The organism is Acinetobacter sp. TSRC1-2 (genome assembly GCF_049895885.1).
GTDB lineage: Bacteria > Pseudomonadota > Gammaproteobacteria > Pseudomonadales > Moraxellaceae > Acinetobacter.
In genome coordinates, this window is the sequence record NZ_JAFCTF010000007.1 from 13,633 (window position 1) to 31,050 (window position 17,418).

General features: G+C 37.8%; 11 protein-coding genes, 1 other RNA gene and 4 pseudogenes. 7 read left to right on the forward strand and 9 right to left on the reverse strand.

All coding sequences use genetic code 11. The features are described from left to right. Positions 1-14 precede the first annotated feature (14 nt). The 4 genes and pseudogenes from ACP69Y_RS08825 to ACP69Y_RS08840 all read left to right on the forward strand — a co-directional run bounded on the left by ACP69Y_RS08825 (position 15) and on the right by ACP69Y_RS08840 (position 3,963). On the forward strand, positions 15-1,223 hold the full coding sequence (locus tag ACP69Y_RS08825) for an OprD family outer membrane porin (protein ID WP_425917967.1): 1,209 nt from the start codon (positions 15-17) through the stop codon (positions 1,221-1,223). Between the two features lie 413 nt (positions 1,224-1,636). Continuing rightward, positions 1,637-1,790: pseudogene (locus tag ACP69Y_RS08830) on the forward strand (anthranilate 1,2-dioxygenase large subunit); the annotation flags it as partial. A 338-nt stretch (positions 1,791-2,128) separates the two neighbouring features. Next, complete coding sequence (locus ACP69Y_RS08835; RefSeq protein ID WP_425917969.1) at positions 2,129-2,731, forward strand: TetR/AcrR family transcriptional regulator; 603 nt, start codon at positions 2,129-2,131, stop codon at positions 2,729-2,731. A 77-nt stretch (positions 2,732-2,808) separates the two neighbouring features. Next, complete coding sequence (locus ACP69Y_RS08840) at positions 2,809-3,963, forward strand: MFS transporter (RefSeq protein WP_425917971.1); 1,155 nt, start codon at positions 2,809-2,811, stop codon at positions 3,961-3,963. A gap of 109 nt (positions 3,964-4,072) precedes the next feature. Here ACP69Y_RS08840 and dsbG read toward each other — a convergent pair. Then, positions 4,073-4,819, reverse strand: a pseudogene (gene dsbG / locus ACP69Y_RS08845) (thiol:disulfide interchange protein DsbG). Between the two features lie 432 nt (positions 4,820-5,251). Between dsbG and ACP69Y_RS08850 the strand changes: the two are divergent. Both ACP69Y_RS08850 and ACP69Y_RS08855 read left to right on the forward strand, forming a co-directional pair. Further along, positions 5,252-6,349 (forward strand): dsDNA nuclease domain-containing protein, encoded by a 1,098-nt coding sequence (locus tag ACP69Y_RS08850; protein ID WP_425917973.1) that lies wholly within the window; start codon positions 5,252-5,254, stop codon positions 6,347-6,349. A gap of 44 nt (positions 6,350-6,393) precedes the next feature. Beyond that, positions 6,394-8,133: a hypothetical protein gene (locus tag ACP69Y_RS08855; protein WP_425917975.1), complete on the forward strand. Its 1,740-nt coding sequence runs from the start codon at positions 6,394-6,396 to the stop codon at positions 8,131-8,133. A 45-nt stretch (positions 8,134-8,178) separates the two neighbouring features. On the opposite strand, the gene ACP69Y_RS08860 is transcribed toward ACP69Y_RS08855, so the two are convergent. The 5 genes and pseudogenes from ACP69Y_RS08860 to ssrA form a co-directional block, all read right to left on the reverse strand. After that, positions 8,179-8,409, reverse strand: coding sequence for a helix-turn-helix transcriptional regulator (locus ACP69Y_RS08860; protein WP_425917977.1), 231 nt, complete (start codon positions 8,407-8,409; stop codon positions 8,179-8,181). Between the two features lie 88 nt (positions 8,410-8,497). Further along, a pseudogene (locus tag ACP69Y_RS08865) lies at positions 8,498-8,617 on the reverse strand (hydrolase or metal-binding protein); the annotation flags it as partial. 284 nt (positions 8,618-8,901) lie between these two features. Further along, positions 8,902-10,167 carry a hypothetical protein gene (locus tag ACP69Y_RS08870; RefSeq protein WP_425917978.1) on the reverse strand — a complete coding sequence of 422 codons (1,266 nt, stop codon included), beginning with the start codon at positions 10,165-10,167 and terminating at the stop codon, positions 8,902-8,904. Between the two features lie 309 nt (positions 10,168-10,476). Then, the gene (locus ACP69Y_RS08875; protein ID WP_425917980.1) at positions 10,477-11,616 is read right to left on the reverse strand and encodes a tyrosine-type recombinase/integrase; all 1,140 of its coding nucleotides are present in this window, start codon (positions 11,614-11,616) and stop codon (positions 10,477-10,479) included. 183 nt (positions 11,617-11,799) lie between these two features. Next, positions 11,800-12,158, reverse strand: a transfer-messenger RNA (tmRNA) gene (gene ssrA, locus ACP69Y_RS08880). Positions 12,159-12,290: 132 nt separating this feature from the next. Here ssrA and glpK point away from each other — a divergent pair. Then, positions 12,291-13,775, forward strand: a complete 1,485-nt coding sequence (glpK, locus tag ACP69Y_RS08885; protein ID WP_425917982.1) for a glycerol kinase GlpK — start codon at positions 12,291-12,293, stop codon at positions 13,773-13,775. 72 nt (positions 13,776-13,847) lie between these two features. On the opposite strand, the pseudogene ACP69Y_RS08890 reads toward glpK, so the two are convergent. The 3 genes and pseudogenes from ACP69Y_RS08890 to ACP69Y_RS08900 all read right to left on the reverse strand — a co-directional run bounded on the left by ACP69Y_RS08890 (position 13,848) and on the right by ACP69Y_RS08900 (position 17,324). Next, positions 13,848-15,380 (reverse strand): annotated as a pseudogene (locus tag ACP69Y_RS08890) (DHA2 family efflux MFS transporter permease subunit). A gap of 6 nt (positions 15,381-15,386) precedes the next feature. Next, positions 15,387-16,538: an HlyD family efflux transporter periplasmic adaptor subunit gene (locus ACP69Y_RS08895; RefSeq protein WP_425917984.1), complete on the reverse strand. Its 1,152-nt coding sequence runs from the start codon at positions 16,536-16,538 to the stop codon at positions 15,387-15,389. A gap of 288 nt (positions 16,539-16,826) precedes the next feature. Next, positions 16,827-17,324, reverse strand: coding sequence for a thioesterase family protein (locus ACP69Y_RS08900; protein WP_425917986.1), 498 nt, complete (start codon positions 17,322-17,324; stop codon positions 16,827-16,829). Between the last annotated feature and the right edge of the window lie 94 nt (positions 17,325-17,418).

A 17,418-nucleotide genomic window follows, 5' to 3' on the forward strand; every position in this document is an offset into this window, starting at 1 on the left:
TTAATGGATTAGATATGAGTAAAAATATAATAGTTGTGCCATTACTTACTGCGATGGCTGCAATGGTGAATTGCACCTTCGCAAAAGAGATTAATGTTGATGTCACATTAAAAAACTTATACGCAGATCGGGATTTTGATGATGCTGCCAAACCCTCAGTAGGGAGTTGGAGTCAAGGGGTTATTGCCCGTGCAAATGGTCAACATGCACTTACCGAAGATCTCTCCTTAAATTTTACAGGTTCTGTTCAATACGCAAAGCGTTTAAGTGACGATAAACATTTAAATGACATGATTTTGCCATTTGACCCAGTCACCAAAGAGCAGGCATCCAGCTACAGTAAAGTTGCAGGCTCGATTGGAGCACAGTATAAACAGCATAAAATAAGCTGGGGGGAGCAGTGGGTTGATACTCCTTTGGCGACTACAGATTACAGTCGACAATTGATTACAATTTATCAAGGTCTATTATATTCGGGCCAATTGAATGAACAGTTAAAACTGGATATTGGCTATTTAGATAAATACTCACCGAGAAATGAAGAGGATTTTAGAAAGCTTTCTGTCAATAAAAAAGAATCTGATGGCTTAACTTATATCGATTTAAAGCATAAAGCTTTTGATAGTAAATTACAGACTCAAATCTTTGTGAGTAAATTAGAAGATTTGTATAATCAATATTCTATCGGCCTAAACTATAAAAATAGTCTTGACCAATTTAGATTGAATACTAAATTTAGGTATTATTATACAGAAGAAGCAGGTGATGAACTGCTTGGTGATATTGATAACCAATATATTGGGATACTTCAGGAATTTGGTTATGGGCCAAATACCTTGGGTTTAGGTATCCAAAAAATTGAAGGTGATAGTAACTTTCCAATGTTAGATGGCGCCGTTCCTGTCCTCAGCTATATTAACTGGACACAAGGTACATTCAATAAGGCAAATGAACTTTCATATCACGTTACCTTCAACCACGATGCGAGTTGGGCATTACCTGGTTTAAATATTTTACTCCGTTATGTGGATGGCCAAAACTATATGATAAATGGCCAAAAAGGATTTGATGAAAGTGAATTTGATATCATCATGAATTATCGTGTGAATGAAGGACGATTTAAAGGTTTGGGTTTTCAGTGGTTAAATTTGAATTATAAGAATGATCTAAGTGATAACTACTCCGAAAATCGTTTTTTTACTACATACTCATTTAAATTTTAAGCTAGGAAAAATTATTATTTCAAGTTCAAATACATTTTCTTTGAGAAATATATAAATCGGGCTTTTTAGCCCGATTATTTGGTAAGAAAAAAATTGTTATCGAATTAAAACAAATAAATTAAAAATTATTTCTCAGCACCATTATAAGAAATATCAATTGGTAATAAAAATATCCAAATGAAAACCTTGAATAGAGTCTAACATTAATAACTCTAATTCTTTGCTCATTTTCTCCCAACAAAAAAATAAGGAATTCTACATTATCATCCTGAAAAATGGATAAAGATCTTGAAAATTTGAATAGTTGGAAAGGATAGATTTCGCTTCAATGTGAGAAATACCCTAATGAACTAGAGGATACAAGAATGACCTTACGCAGCATTACTGAATAGTAAGACTTCACTAAAAATTGTATTGATTTTCGCCCTCACGATGGCGTGTATCGCCATTGCTCGAGAAACGTGCACTGAGACTAAACTATTTGACTTAGAAATGGAGCAAATTTTTGAAAAAGTCTGGATTTATGCATGTCACGAAAGTGAAATTCCAGATCTTTATCCCATTCTTTATTAATAAGTAGTAGACAATTTAGTTCTTCAATCCTATTCATAACCTTATTTTTTTAATTAGAAGTTTTCTACCCAGAAACATAATCTTTTTCAAAGTCATTCTTTTCCATACTTATAACCCTAAAAATCAACCCAATTTCCTATTAAATATATTTTTATAGATTCCATACATTCAAAAATTATTTTTTTATCCAATTTATTGTTAAATATATTTTTATTTTTGGTAGCGTAGTGGAATGCTACTCAGGATTATAAAATATACTTAATTCAATATTTGACAGATCGTTCCATAATACCTACTATGCACTCTCCGCTTACCCCCTCTCGGACTCATGAATGAGTGATGAAAAATCTAATAATCCAGGCCGTCCTAGACAGTTTGAAGATAAAGAGATCATCGATGCAGCCGTAGCAGTATTTAGTACCAACGGTTATGCAGGTACTTCAGCGCAAAATTTATGTGATAGTACCGGTTTAGGGCGAGGAAGTTTATATAATGCTTTTGGTAGTAAACAAGCCTTATATGAACAAGCTTTATTGCGTAGCCATCAACAAACTATGGCAGCACAATTGTCCATTCTTACACAGTCAGGACTGTTCAAAGATCGATTACGATCCCTTTTACTTTGGGGGATTTCCGAGGATCTTTCACAATCGGAACAGCACGAAGCCATGGTCTTATTCTCTGCTTTAGAAATGGGGGATAAAGATCAGGTTGTCTCAAGCCTGAATCTAGAATATCGACAGCGCCTAGAGAACTCTCTCCTCGCAGTATTTGTCGAAGGACAAGTAAATGGAGAATTCAGTACCAATGCTTCAGCCCTTGAAATGGCGCGAGGCTTTTTAGCCGGTTACTACGGTTTGCGTGTACTGAACAAAAATATTTCAGATAAAAGCTTTCTGGAAGATGTGGTTAATGGCCTCTTAGCCAACTTGTAACTAAATCACCAGTGCAAAAGAAATAAAACCCTTTAATTTTGTAATGATCGTTAAATAATTAGGAATGCGTTAAAAAAATGCCGTTAGCAGTATATATATTAGGATTAGCTATTTTTTCAATTGGCACAGCAGAATTGATGGTCGCTGGCATGACCGCCACTTTATCCCATGCCTTTGGAATCAGTGTGGGTGATGTTGGACATTTAATTTCATATTATGCTTTTGGAGTCATGTTAGGCGGACCTGTACTTACCTACTTTTTCCTCAAATATAAAGTTCAATATCGAAAAGTCTTGCTGATCCTCTTAGCGCTGTATGTGGTAATCCAAGGCTTAAGTGCCTTTATCTCTAGCCATGCTATTTTAATAGTAATACGTTTTGTCACAGGTGTTTTATGTGCAGGTTGTCTAAGCCTTTCTCTCGCCATCAGTATGGCGATGGTTCCGAATCATAACCGCCCTCGCGCAGCAGCTATCGTTATTGGCGGCTTTATGATTTCCACTGTATTTGGCGTGCCTCTTGCAACCATGATCGATCAACAGTGGGGCTGGCGTATCACTTTTGGCTTAGTCGCTGTGTTGGTATTCATTTGTCTCATCGCTCTTGAACGTCTTTTACCTGAAGTATCTGGCGGTGAGCAAATCAAAATGGAGGAAGAGATCAAAGCCTTCAAAAACAAGGCCTACTGGAAAGCCTGTGCAACAAGTTGCTTGATTCTAGGGGCAAGTTTTGCGGCATTTAGTTACTTCGTCCCTGTTTTGGTCGATATCACTGGGTTTAGCATGCAAGTCGTACCCTTTATTTTGATGGCATTTGGTTTTTCAAACATCGTAGGTAATACGATTACTGGTCGCTTAGCGCATAATCACAGCCTTAAAATTATGCTCGTTGGATTAACCATATTAAGTATATCTTTATTCGCTTTTGCAATCTTTGCCGAATATAAAACGGTGGCAATCATCGCAATCATCTTGATTGGTTTATCCGGGGTTCCAATGAATCCAGCAATGATGGCGAGAATTGTCAGCGTTGCACACCCAGGCCCTATGGTTAATGCGGTACACACATCGGTAATTAACATTGGTTTAGGTGGTGGCTCGTATATTGGTGGTTTAGCGATTACAAATGGTTATGGTTTAAGTTCAGGTCTCTGGATTGGTGCAGTATTGGCTGTATTAGCATTGGCTTCTCTTCTGCCTTACATACGTAATCGTCAACAAGGTTGGGCTTAATCTTATTCAAAGTAGATTAAAGCCGAGGACAAATTAAAAAGGACGTTCTCATAACGTCCTTTTTAATTGATCCATACCAATATGAATCCGCATTTCCATTCACATGTTTTTATTCAAAAAAACTTTTTAAATCCTTAGGTAAGCCATATGCTGTTTCTAATGCCTCCTGAGCATTCTTCCAGACTAAAGCAGGTGTCGCATAAAAACCATATTTATTCATCATCTCTTCATTACGTTCCAGTTTTTCTGCTAGCTGTGTAGAAATCGGTTTTAATTCTTTCAGTTTTTGCTTCCCCTTCGCCTCATTAAATGTTTCAAAAGCCTGCTGTGGACTTGAAGCGGTCAATAGAGTTGCAGCCTGCCCTCAACTTTCAGGACGAATCATTCCAACTTGGATATGGCGCAATTGAACTTTGCCTGCTTTCACATACGGGCAGACTTTTTCCCAGAAAACATGGCAATAAAGGCAATTCGGATCTGAGAATACATAGATAATCCGTGGTGCTTTAACATTTCCATCCTGAATCCAAGCCAATTTTTCCAAACTTTTCCAAACATCATCCAAAACGGATTGCTTGACATGTTTGTTCAGCGCATCAACGGTTAAGTTATCGCCTTTGGCATTATGCAAATCCCCAACAATATAATATTTATTGTCATTTGAGATGAAAACCGTCATTGGATTTTGCTGCATATGCCCAGCCCAACCTGTCATTTGTGCTGGTGCCTCAATTTGCTTCACAAAGCTAAAACCTTCTTTTTCCAGTTTTTGCTTAATGGTTGAAACTGCGGCAATAAGCTGTGTTGAAGACATTGTAAATGCCGTCGCAGCGAAGAGTTTAAGATATGGGTTCATTGAGGTAATCCCCCATTAAGTTGAGTGATTTTTGTATATATTGTTTCAGCATTGCAGATGTTAATTCGCCAAGATGGCGTTCTACCAATTGAGATGGTGGCAACACAACTGACCTGTAAGCATTTTAAAAATAAGTAAAATCTGTACTCCTTTTACCCATTTAGACCCAATTTGATAAACAAAGAAGGAGTTCATTTGAACTCCTTCTTTTATACACTCTCAATAAACTTCAGTAGAACCAACAGTGAAATCGTGTCTTTAAAGTTAAAATCTATACCATATTCAATTTTCCCAAGAAATTAAGCTTCCCTCAAACTCAGGTACTATAAATTCAGCTATGAGCAGTACTCTAAAAATTCATGTATTATTTAATATTTCATGCTTTTTTAAAAAAATTTACTGCTCGGTATTTTCTTAAAAGGATTTAAACTTATGCTAGATGGTAGTAAAGCAAAAGAACAAAACCCATTAGCAGTTGTCCAAAGAGAGACTGCAGGTGCTAGCACATATGGGAAATACGAATATCAATATCATTGGGCCTTAAGCCGAATCTTAGATGAACATGCTATATCCACAGACTACGTTGTTTTTGTCGAACTACATGAAGATGTTATTTATTGTTCATCCACTGATAGCAATAAAGCTCAATTTGAATTTAATCAAGTTAAAAATAAATCGAGCTCTAAATACACAAGCAAGAGCTTAACTAAAAGTACAAAAAAAGATCCTAATTCGGTTTTAGGGAAAATGCTATTAGGTGTTCAGGATAAACCTTATATTGATAAATTAGTCAGTTTAAACTTAGTAGCAACATGCAGTTTTTCACTTCAACTTAATGGAGAGCCTTTAAATCTAGAGGTTATTAAAGTTGGCGATTTACACGATGACTGTATTAATGAAATCCAAGCTGCTATTAAGAAAGAAATAGGAGAAGAAAACTTACCAAATACACTTTCATTTATTACACCAACTTTACCTCCTACTGGATTCCAAAGATACACTATTGGACAAGTTTCAAATTTAGTGAATAAGATTAAAGCTGGAGCAAACCATAATGCTGAATCAATCTATAGATTGTTAGTTGATGAATTACGTATTAAAGGAGCGGTTACATATGACTATAAATTATGGGAGGACTTAATTAATCGTAAAGGTTTAACTGGGCACACTGTCGAAAATACTATCTCTCAATTTACAGAAACCCATGACTTACAAATAAGAGAAAATGAACTTACTGAAATTCTTCATGAATTAAACACTAAATATCATGAAAAAACTAAAATAAAAAAAGCATTTCATCGTTATCACACCTCTTCACTACAACGAAATCTCGCGATACTGCAGGATAAAGAAATTCTAAAAGAGGTTGTAACTAATAATTACTCAGTATATGAGAATGAAGGATTGGAACATTTTATAAAAATTTCGATGGATCAATTACTTAAAAATGATAAAATCACATCTAAAGACATCTATGATCTTAAAGCTAGACTTTTATATGAGTTGATTTGTAAAAATGAAGAGTACTGAACCAAATATTAATAACTTTAAGCTTTTGATTAGGAATTTACGAATTGGACAACATAACAAACTTATCGTTCAGACAATTAACAATAGTATCAAATTCCCAAAAGTCCGCAAATCAGTTCAACTTTCATCCGAAATTCAATTTAATCACGGGGAATAATAATAGTATTGGCAAATCTACTCTTGCTAAATTATTGTTATGGACAATGGGGTGCTCTCCAAATCTTGATGGCACATGGAAAGTTCAAGACATTAAAAGTCTATTGATTTTTGGCATTGGTACTGAAGAATATTCAGTTTACAGATATGGTAATCAGATTTTATTTAAACAACCTAATCAAAATTGGCAGAAATTCGAAAAAACTACTGGTGAATACTCTAAACTATTTGCAGAATTGGTTAAATTTAATGTACTTTTACCAAACAAACAAAACACTACTAAATTAGAAACTCCCCCTCCATCTTATTATTTTCTTCCTTATTATATTGATCAGCAACAAAGTTGGACCAGCACGTGGAATAGTTTTTCTAATCTTCAGCAATATGCTCAATGGAAACCAACTATCATCAAGTACCATACTGGATATATAAATTCGCAATATTTTGATATTCAGGAAAAAATTTCTGCCGATCAATCTGAAAAAAAAGACATTGAAGAAAAAGTTAAAGCCATTGAAACCAGCATTAGTGTGATTAACAAATATCTCCCAACTAGCCCCCAAATAACTGCTTTAACATCTAATGAATTAAAAGATTTATATCAGCAAGTTAATCAAGATCTTAAAAACCTGCAAGAAAAACAAGAAAGTTTTTTCAAGTTAATAGCGGAACTAAATGCTGAAAAAGTTTACTATCAAAACCAATTGGATTTAACCGTCATAGCAGCCCAAGAACTAGAAAAAGACTATAAATTTTCTGTCGAAAATATAGAAAATGATAGTCTATCATGTCCTATCTGTGGAACAAAACATGATAACTCTCTCGTAAATAGAGCATCTATTCTTTCAGATAAAGTAGAAGCTGATAACCAAACCGAAAAGATAAAAAGCAAACTCAGCTCTATTGATAAGAAATTAAATAAAAGCTACGTATTACTAAATAAAATTGAGTCCGAAATACAAAAAATCAATGTCAAATATGATAAATCATTGTCTAGCAATAATAATTCATTAACAACTAATCAGAGCATTATTGAAGAAATTGCCACAAGCACAATCCAAAACAGAGTACAAAAAACAATCGAAGAACAAAATATAACAGTGGCTAGATTTGAGAAATCTATTAAAGAAAACAAAAAGGAGCAAAAAAAATTATTAACAAAAGAAGATAAAGAAAAATTAGATACAGCTTTCAAATTAAGCCTATGTAGTTATATTGAGCAATTAGATGCAACTGCTGTAAATCTTTCAGAAATCTCTTCTGCTCTAGACTACAATAAAATGCATGGAAATGGTGGAGCTGCGGAAAGTACTCGCGGTTTATTAGCTTACTATTATGCTGTCTTAAAGCAAATTTATAACGCTCAAAATGAAGTATTTGCTCCTATTATTATTGATACGCCTAATCAACAAGAACAAGCGGATTTTAATTATTCCAAAATTATTGATTTCATAACCAAGTACACACCTAATACCGTTCAACTAATAATTTGTGCGATGGATCGAAATGAAATACAAGAATACAAAAATCAAGCTAATACTATTGTCTTAACTGAAAATAGATTACTTGATGTCACTAAGTATAATGAATTTAAAGAGCTGTTAAATGCAGAAAAATTTATTACTTAAAATCAGTCTACTAGCAGCAAAAAAATAAGGGAGCAAAAGCCTCCCTTATTCTCGACTCACCAACTTATTTTCAATCCACTGATGGATTTCATAAGCTGACCAGCCAATACGGTTTTGAGTAATCTTTACTTTTTTGGGAAATGAAGGATCATAGTAAGGTGAGTTTTCATCCATCATCTCGTAGATGGTAGAACGCCCCACACCGACAAATTCTACGACCTGCTTAATACTGATAAGTTGATTCATTTGAAATGTTTGACCGATAAACGCATTCATGATGTTTACTCCTAATCATTGATGCGAGCGGCAATTCGCTCAAATAATAGAGCCCTCCGTAAAATTTAACTTTCCAGAGCAATCACTCTTAATTCACAGTGCTTACACTCCCCTGCAACCCTTGCTGAATATCCTGCACAAAGCCTTCCCTTTGATTACATTTGGGCTTTGTATTAGCTTTAGATTCAGGCTTTATCTGTTCAGACTCCTAATGCTGGCTTCATTCCAAAGAGGTGTAGTTAAATTCATGTTGTGATACTCATCATGTTAGGATTCATATCACAGGCATGTCTGTAATCTTTTAATTGCTCTCCCATATATATGAGGAAGGAATCAAGCAATACAAGAATAAACTATTGATAATTAAATATAATTAATATTAAATATAATAATTTTAAAAACCTGTTAAGCCTATTCCCCGATAAAACAGCGAGTCCCTCAAACCAACTTAACGTAAGGCAGAGGACTTTACCAAGCAGAGTGAAGCTAAAGTTAATTTTTTCTAATATGCCCTCTAAAAGAACGTGAAAACGTGTACTTGAGATTATCAATGATGTAATAGCCATCCTCATTAGCAGTATGCTTTCCTTCTTTAGAGTAGCTATATAAAAACATCTGAAGCTCGTAAGGGAAAAAAAACTTCTCTGCTAACACAGTGTAATTGATAACTGTGTCTACAAAATTTTCAAATATTGATGATTGATAGTTAGGAATAACACAATGACTTTTTTTAAGTCGATCATGGGAATAACTTAAGTTGCTCACCTCAGCATCAAGGGGTGGGTTAACCATCTTACCTTCGTGTTTATATTGAAAGTTATTCCAATAGTTAATGATTACTTCTTCAAAAATTTCAGCTTTATACATTTGTTTTTTAGGAATGAAAAAAACAATCCTTAAGTAATATTCCTTTGCACGGGAAAACTCCCAAGTTCCAAGATAACCGACTACCATGCTTAAATCACTTAAACTTCTCAAGCTATTTAAAAACTTCTTCTTGATCAGTCTATGATCTAATTGGCTTGATCCATTACTAAAGTAAAAGTTTATTGATACAGCAAATAAACTTCCATTTTCCTCAAGTAATTTTTTTACGTACAGTGAATATTCTTTCTTCTTTTTAGAAAAAGAAGCATCTATATTTCGAGTTTTACTACCTTCTTCTTTTGCTTTCCTGTATGCGCCCACCCTTCCATTTATAAAACGTGCAAGTTCGGATGGCACGTTATCAATAGATATTAATTTCGGTAAAAGCTCATGATAAGACTCAAAAATAAATATCCTTTGCTTAATTTCATAGTCATCAGAACCCGCATATTTTTTTAAAATATTTCCTTTAGCTCTCTGCCATGTGGCGATAGACAAATTAAAATCATGATAGAAATATTCAAAGCGATTGCTAATCTCAAGGAATTTGTATTCTGTAATCTCACTTCTACAGATATGCATTTTAAAAATATGTTGGAAAGGAAACCATTTTTTTGCATAAACAGATGGGGCATATACCTCAGTTGGATGATGAAGTGTCCCCATTTCTTTATACGTATTCCTTACATATCTTCCCCTAGGTACAAATAACAATGTTTTCAAAGAGTCTATATCTAAAAAAAATAGTTCAATTTGCTTCAAGACTTCTAAATCTGTAATTAAACCTTTTTCTACATTCGATTTCCTGTAATACCCATTTGCGGACCATGCACTTATCATTTCATCAAAAGTATAAGTTAATTCTTTAATTTTATTACTTAAGTTAGCCATTTATAATTATCTCTCAATAGTTTATAAGAAATAATATACATTTATTTGTATTATTAAAACATAACTATGTATGTAAAAAATAAATATTATTACTATCAAAAAATATACTTTTAAATTTTAAAAACATTCTTTTATTTAAGTTAAATATACTTATGTATTTGTGAAATTTACTTTTGTGTTAATTTAACATCTCTTTTTTAGTTGTTTTTATTAGAATATCGATTTAAATCCCCCCATTTCATCTGCTAAAACCATTTTCTGAGCAAAAAAAATCCGGCAAATTGTGCCGGACTAAGACCTAAAATATATTTAATATGTCAACCAATAACTGATTTTCTCCCCATACCATTCCATGATCTTCACTCGTTCATCCCAATACTGTGCTCGGTTATAAGCCGAGCGAATCCTATTCTGCGGCACATGGGCGAGCTGACGTTCAATTGCATCTGGATTAAACAAATTCGATTCGTTTACGACTGTACTGAATAGTGATCTAAAACCATGTGTGGTCATCCGACCTGCATAGCCCGAACGCTTGATCACGGCCAAAATAGACTCGCTACGCATAGGTTCTTTGTTATTTAAACGATGTGGAAAGAGGAGTTCCTGATTATGAGTAAGTCTCAAAGCCTGAAGCTCAGTAATCATCATGTCCGTCAACGGCACACGATGTGGAAGTCGATTCTTCATACGCTCTTCAGGGATATCCCACTTACGTCCTTCTAGATCAAATTCCTCCCAGCGTGCTTGCAGTAACTCACTAACCCGAACGCCTGTCAGCATAATCAGAATAATGGCATGATGTGTTTGAGCATCACTTGGGTATGCTCTAACCTTCCTTAAAAACTCAGGCATCTCAGCAGCAGTAAGCGAAGCTAAGTTTTTGACTCTTTTGTTCTTGAGAGCATAAACCAGATCACCTGCCGGATTATCATAACGATAGCCATGCGCAATTGCGTACTTCATGACCATGCCACAACGAGACAAGGTACGTTTTGCAATTTCAAGCGAGCCTCTGGCCTCAATTTTCTTAATGATTTGCAAAATCTCAGGTGCTTGAATTTGGTTAATACGCTTATTAGCAAGAGCAATATAAAGCTCATCCAATGAAGCTCGAACATTACTGATATGTTTGGATGACCAGGTTTCTTTTTGATTATTGAACCAATCCTCTGCGACTTCCTTAAAATAAGGCTGCTCCTGCTCGACCTCAGTCGTATTTTTGAGTTTATACCTAAGATCAAGCGCTATCTCTCTAGCACGTTTTAGACTCAGCTCAGGATAGATGCCTAATGCTTTTGACTTCCTTTGTCCATTTTCTGTATATCGGATAGACCAATATTTTTTCCCATTCGGATCGATTCGTAAAGACAGACCATTAATATCAGAAAGGCGGTACTGTTTTTCCTGCGGCAGTGCTTTTTTACACATCACATCAGTAAGTGACATATCTTTATCCCACGTAATTAAACTTATTTAGTGGGTCAAATTGTCCCAATATTGACCCACAAACAGCAAATATAGGGTCAAATCATATCGGATAAACTCGGACAAACAGGCATAAAAAAAAGCCTTTAAACATTGAGTTTAAAGGCTTTTTTAGATTCCGATGGATTACTTCAGAAAGAATTTTGGTGGAGGTGGCGGGAGTTGAACCCGCGTCCGCCAGCACTACGCTCGAGAATACTACATGCTTAGATATCGTCTATTGTTTTAACTCTTTGTGACCCGACGAACAGGGTACAAATCGCGATCCTCTAAGTTTAGTACAAAGCCCCGAGGCTTGACTTTATACGGCCTTGTGTGCGTGCGCTTCAGTCGGTCTCTCTAACCACAAGTATTCGGAGAGGCGGACAAGCTGCCCTTAGGCAGCTAGAGCGTATGATTCGTCGTTTGCGACTAAAAAATGCAAATTTGATTTACGAGAGAAAATGCGCTCTCGGCATGCATCTATGAGTTTCATCACCAGCGTCGAAGCCAGAAACACCCCCAAAGTACAAAGCGATCATAGCATAAATGTCAAAAATTACGACCTCTTTTCTAAACATTTACACAACTAGATGCGCTTAATGACATTATTGCGCTAATATTTTACTTTTCAAGCCTAATAACAGAAAAAAATTATGAGCTATTTACTTGCACTCGATCAGGGAACGACCTCAAGTCGTGCGATTATTTTCAACGAACATGGACAAGTTCAGGCAACCGCTCAACGTGAAACCCATATCAAAACACCGCATTCGGGTTGGGTTGAGCAAGATGCCCAAGAAATCTGGACTACACAAATTGCAGTCGTGCAACAAGCGCTTGCCTCTGCTCACATTCTTGCCAAAGACATCAAAGCCATTGGGCTGACCAACCAACGCGAAACAACAGTGGTATGGGACAAGCGTAATAGTCAACCTCTCGCCCCGGCCATTATTTGGCAAGACCGTCGCGCAACCGAATGGTGTAACCAACTCATCCAACAAAATTTACTTGATAAAATTCAGCATAAAACCGGTTTACGCATAGACCCCTATTTCAGTGCCGGAAAACTGGTATGGTTACTGGAAAATGTAAATGGCTTACGCGAACTTGCCGAACAAGGGCATGTCGCGTTTGGCACGGTCGATAGCTGGCTGATGTGGAACTTAACCCAAGGCAGTGAACACATTATTGAAGCCAGTAATGCTTCACGTACCATGCTGATGAATCTGCAAACTCAAACGTGGGATGAAGAACTGCTTGAGCTATTTAATATTCCACATTCAGTTTTACCCAAAATCATTTCATCCGATAGCTACATTGCTGATACTGCAACTGGTTTACTGGGTGCCAATATCCCGATTACCGGTATTTTAGGCGATCAGCAATCTGCCCTGTTTGGTCAATCTTGCTTTGAAGTCGGTACTGCAAAAAATACCTATGGTACCGGTTGCTTCATGCTGTTTAACACCGGTCATCAAGTTCAATTTAGCCAAAATAAATTACTCAGCACACTTGCGTGGCAATGCCAAGATCAAACTACCTATGCACTGGAAGGCAGCGTATTTATGGCAGGGGCTATTGTGCAATGGCTGCGTGATGGTTTAGGGATTATTCAAAATAGTAGCGAAGTTGAAAAACTGGCCTGTCAGGTGAATGACACTGACGGCGTGGTTCTGGTGCCGGCTTTTACCGGACTCGGTGCTCCGCATTGGGACAGTGATGCTCGTGCCCTGCTTTGCGGGATGTCTCGCGGAACCAATAAAGCCCATATCGCCCGTGCAGCCTTAGAATCCATTGCTTTTCAGGTCTCTGATGTGCTGATGGCCATGCAGGCAGACATTAGCCATCCTTTAAAAGAGTTACGCGTAGATGGGGGTGCAAGTCGCAATGATATGCTGATGCAATTCCAAGCGGACATTCTCAATGTTCCGGTACTGCGTCCTAAAATGCTGGAATCAACTGCATGGGGTGCGGTAGCAATGGCTGGTTTAAAGGCAGGCGTGTTTTCTAATTTGTCAGAGATTTCCGAATCTTGGCAGCTAGATCGGGCATTTGAGCCAAATATGAATGCGGATCAGCGTCAAAGTCGTTTAACTCAGTGGCAAACCGCTTTAAAACGGACCCGATCGGATATATGAGGTCAACGACAATATTCTTTATCTTAAAAAACCGCTGAATTCAGCGGTTTTTTATATCCTAGATGATGAGCATTAATGCGCGTGACCACCGCCTCCCATACCCAATTTGGGTCTTGGCGCGAGCCAGACAATTAAAGCCGCAAAAACAAAAACCATCGCTAAAATTAAAAATACATGATTGGCTGATAAAGTTAACACTTCTTTATCCACCAGACTCGATATATAGCCCAGTGCGCCTTGTGAACTCATGCCACTTTGTATGAGGGTATTTTGGACTTCATCTACATGTAAGTTGGAAACCATCTCACTGCGTGCAACTTTGGCGTGATCATCCCATAAGGTTACGGCAATGGAAGCACCGATTGCTCCCGCCATAGTACGTAGAAAGTTCATTAAGCCTGCAGCAGACGCCATTTCATGTGGCTGCACCGAAGCCAATGCCATATTGGACAAAGGAATAAAGAAAAACGGCACAGCGAAACCCTGTAGAATTTGTGGCCAGGCCAATGCCATAAAATCAGCATCGGTGGTCCAGAAAGCACGCATCAAGGTCACTATCGCCAAAAGACTTAAACCAAAACTGGCTAAAATCCGTTGGTCATATTTGGTTGCCATTTTGGCCACAATCGGTGACATGAGCAAACTACCAAAACCCATGGTGGCAGTTAAATAACCTGCCCAGGTTGCGGTATAGCCCAAGTTAATCTGTACCCATTGTGGAATAAGTACAATACTGGCGAAGAAGGCCCCAAAGGCAAAGGCCAAAGACAATACCGAGAAGGTAAAGCTGCGATATCTAAAAATCTGGATATTGACCACAGGATGCTGTTCAGTCAGTTCCCAAATAATAAACAGAATTAATCCGACTACGGTAATCACGGCTAAAACACAAATAAAGGTACTGTTAAACCAATCATTTTCATGTCCAAGATCGAGCATCAACTGTAATGCGCCAATCCATAAAATCAGTAAAAACAGTCCAATGGTATCAATTCTGATTTTTGAAATTAACGTTTCCGCAGGTTTTAACAAGCGCAATGCGGCCATCGCACAGAAAATTCCGACTGGAATATTAATAAAGAAAATCCAGTGCCAAGACAGGTTGTCACTAATCGTACCGCCTAAAATCGGGCCAAGAATGGGTCCAACCACAGTGGTCATGGCCCACATGCCCATGGCTTGTGATTGCTTTTCCGGAGGGAAAATGCGCATCAACAAGGTTTGACTGAGCGGCATGATCGGCCCACCAAACAGGCCTTGTCCGATCCGGCAAAAGACCAACATTTCCAAACTGGTAGATAATCCACACAGAATGGAAAAAACCGTAAAGCCAATCAGACTGATTACAAACAGCCGCACCGCACCAAAACGCCCTGCAAGCTATCCGGTCAGCGGTACACAAATCGCTTCTGCAACCGCATAAGAAGTAATGACCCAAGTTCCTTGAGAACTGGAAACCGCCAGACTGCCGGTGATATGTGGTACTGAAACATTGGCAATGGTCATATCCAGAACCACCATAAAATTGGCCAAAGCCAATACAAAGGCAGCAAGGATCAGGCGCCCCCCTTTCAGGTCGCCAAATGGTACATAGTTATTATTCATAAGCCGCTACTTCGAAGCGAGGTTGATTTTCGCTTCCATCGACAAGCCTACACGTAAAGGATGTTCGGCCAATTCTTTAGGGTCAAGTGCGATACGCACCGGTAAACGCTGAACCACTTTAATCCAGTTACCGGTTGCATTTTGTGCAGGAATTAAGGCAAATGCTGAACCTGTACCACCCGAAAAGCCAACTACGGTGCCATGAAACTCAACATCATCACCATATAAATCAGAAGTTAGGGTAGCTTTTTGTCCGACCTGTACTTTTGCCAGCTGGCTTTCTTTAAAGTTGGCATCGACATAGAGTTTATTAATTGGTACCAGCATCATTAACACAGTGCCTGCAGCAACACGCTGCCCCACCTGAATATTCCGACGCGCAATCACCCCATCAAATGGCGCTTTAATTTCTGTGCGTTCCAAATCAAGCAGTGCCTGTTTCAGTTTTGCCTGAGCAATCAATACATCCGGAGTTGAAGTTTCATTACTGCCGCGAATCAGCGCTTCATTGGCAGCTAAAGTACTTTGTGCCGCTTTTTGACTGGATTGCGCCTGAGCCAAGCCGGCTTTAGCTAAATCCAAACCGGCTTGAGCATTATCCACGGCACTTTGTGCAGTGCTGAGTTCTTCTTTCGAAATCGCACCTGATGCACTTAATTTACTACGACGCGCCAAATCATCCTGCGCTTTATTCAGCTCAGCTTGTGCTTTAGCCACCTGTGCCTCTGCACTATGAATGCCGTCATCACTGACAAAAACCTGTGAATTTAATGCACTGCTATTGGCTTGCGTCTGCTTATATTGACGTTTTGCTTTCATCAATTCAGCTTGCGCCTGTGCAACCGCAATTTCTGCATCACGATTGTCCACCTGAACCAAGACATCGCCCTGTTTGACCTGCTGCGTGTCACTGACCAGAACTTGCTTAACCTGACCATTCACCATTGAGGTAATCGAAGCGGTTTCTGCACCCACATAGGCATTATCGGTAGTGACTGAATGACTTAAAAATAATGCCCAGATTGCATATAAGATCACTGCCACAATAAAGATCACCGCGACAAAGCTTAAGGCTTTCTTGCGTTTTGCTTTTGCAGCAGTGTCCGAAGTTTCTTTGTCTGGTTGTGTTTCTGGCAGGGTATTTTGAGCATCTGTCATCGCTTATTCCTAAATCCAGCAGACTTGGTCATTACACATCATATATGTCGTTCTGATTGATCTGAAACGAACAGCTATGCAAGACAAATGAATGTCATGAGATGGTGTCGATGAGAAAGTCATTTCTTGTTTAATATTGACGACAAATTTTAATAACAAAAAATCATGATGTGATAATAAAAATTTAACTCACCAGTCTTTAAAAATGATTTCGGCACTGAATTTTCATTCAATGCCGAATATTTAATACACTTCTTTTGAGTTTAAATGGCCAAGCTTAAACCGAACTTAATAAGCATAAGAGGCAATCGCGGTGGCAATCGGTTTCTCTTCATCATTGACCAAAGTCATACGCATGGTGCAACCTTTGCGACCTAAACGTAAGGTTTCAGCACGGGCAATAAAACATTTTCCACGACCCGGCGCTAAATAATCAACCCGCATATCAACGGTCGCCAAGCGAGTCACCTTTTTAATGGTATCCGGCAGGTCATTCGCTTCTGCTTTTTTATATAACTCGCCCATCGCAACAATACCGCCGATACTGTCCAAAATTGTCGCCGCCACACCGCCATGTAAAATTTGGAAGGCGACATTGCCAATCATAAAAGGCTGCATCTCAATATAAGCTTCAATTTGACCATCAACGACACGCATGACCATTTCGTTGTGTTTGAAGTAAGGAGAACTATTGAATGCATGACACAACTGCTTGAGGACAACATCAATATCCACTTTCGAGCCCAAATGAATATTCCCTGTCCAATGTTTATCTGAATTACTCATAATCTGCTCGAATACCTTAATTTGAGAAATAGCTATTAACTTTTGCCCCAAAATTTGATTCTAGGACTACAATAGCCATAGTTTAATACTGATC

Coding starts and splice junctions, on each gene's coding strand:
- ACP69Y_RS08860 (WP_425917977.1), bottom strand. CDS start 8,409: ATGAATGCGTTTATCGGTCAAACATTTCAAATGAATCAACTTATCAGT.
- glpK (WP_425917982.1), top strand. CDS start 12,291: ATGAGCTATTTACTTGCACTCGATCAGGGAACGACCTCAAGTCGTGCG.
- ACP69Y_RS08825 (WP_425917967.1), top strand. CDS start 15: ATGAGTAAAAATATAATAGTTGTGCCATTACTTACTGCGATGGCTGCA.
- ACP69Y_RS08835 (WP_425917969.1), top strand. CDS start 2,129: ATGAGTGATGAAAAATCTAATAATCCAGGCCGTCCTAGACAGTTTGAA.
- ACP69Y_RS08840 (WP_425917971.1), top strand. CDS start 2,809: ATGCCGTTAGCAGTATATATATTAGGATTAGCTATTTTTTCAATTGGC.
- ACP69Y_RS08870 (WP_425917978.1), bottom strand. CDS start 10,167: ATGGCTAACTTAAGTAATAAAATTAAAGAATTAACTTATACTTTTGAT.
- ACP69Y_RS08850 (WP_425917973.1), top strand. CDS start 5,252: ATGCTAGATGGTAGTAAAGCAAAAGAACAAAACCCATTAGCAGTTGTC.
- ACP69Y_RS08875 (WP_425917980.1), bottom strand. CDS start 11,616: ATGTCACTTACTGATGTGATGTGTAAAAAAGCACTGCCGCAGGAAAAA.
- ACP69Y_RS08900 (WP_425917986.1), bottom strand. CDS start 17,324: ATGAGTAATTCAGATAAACATTGGACAGGGAATATTCATTTGGGCTCG.
- ACP69Y_RS08895 (WP_425917984.1), bottom strand. CDS start 16,538: ATGACAGATGCTCAAAATACCCTGCCAGAAACACAACCAGACAAAGAA.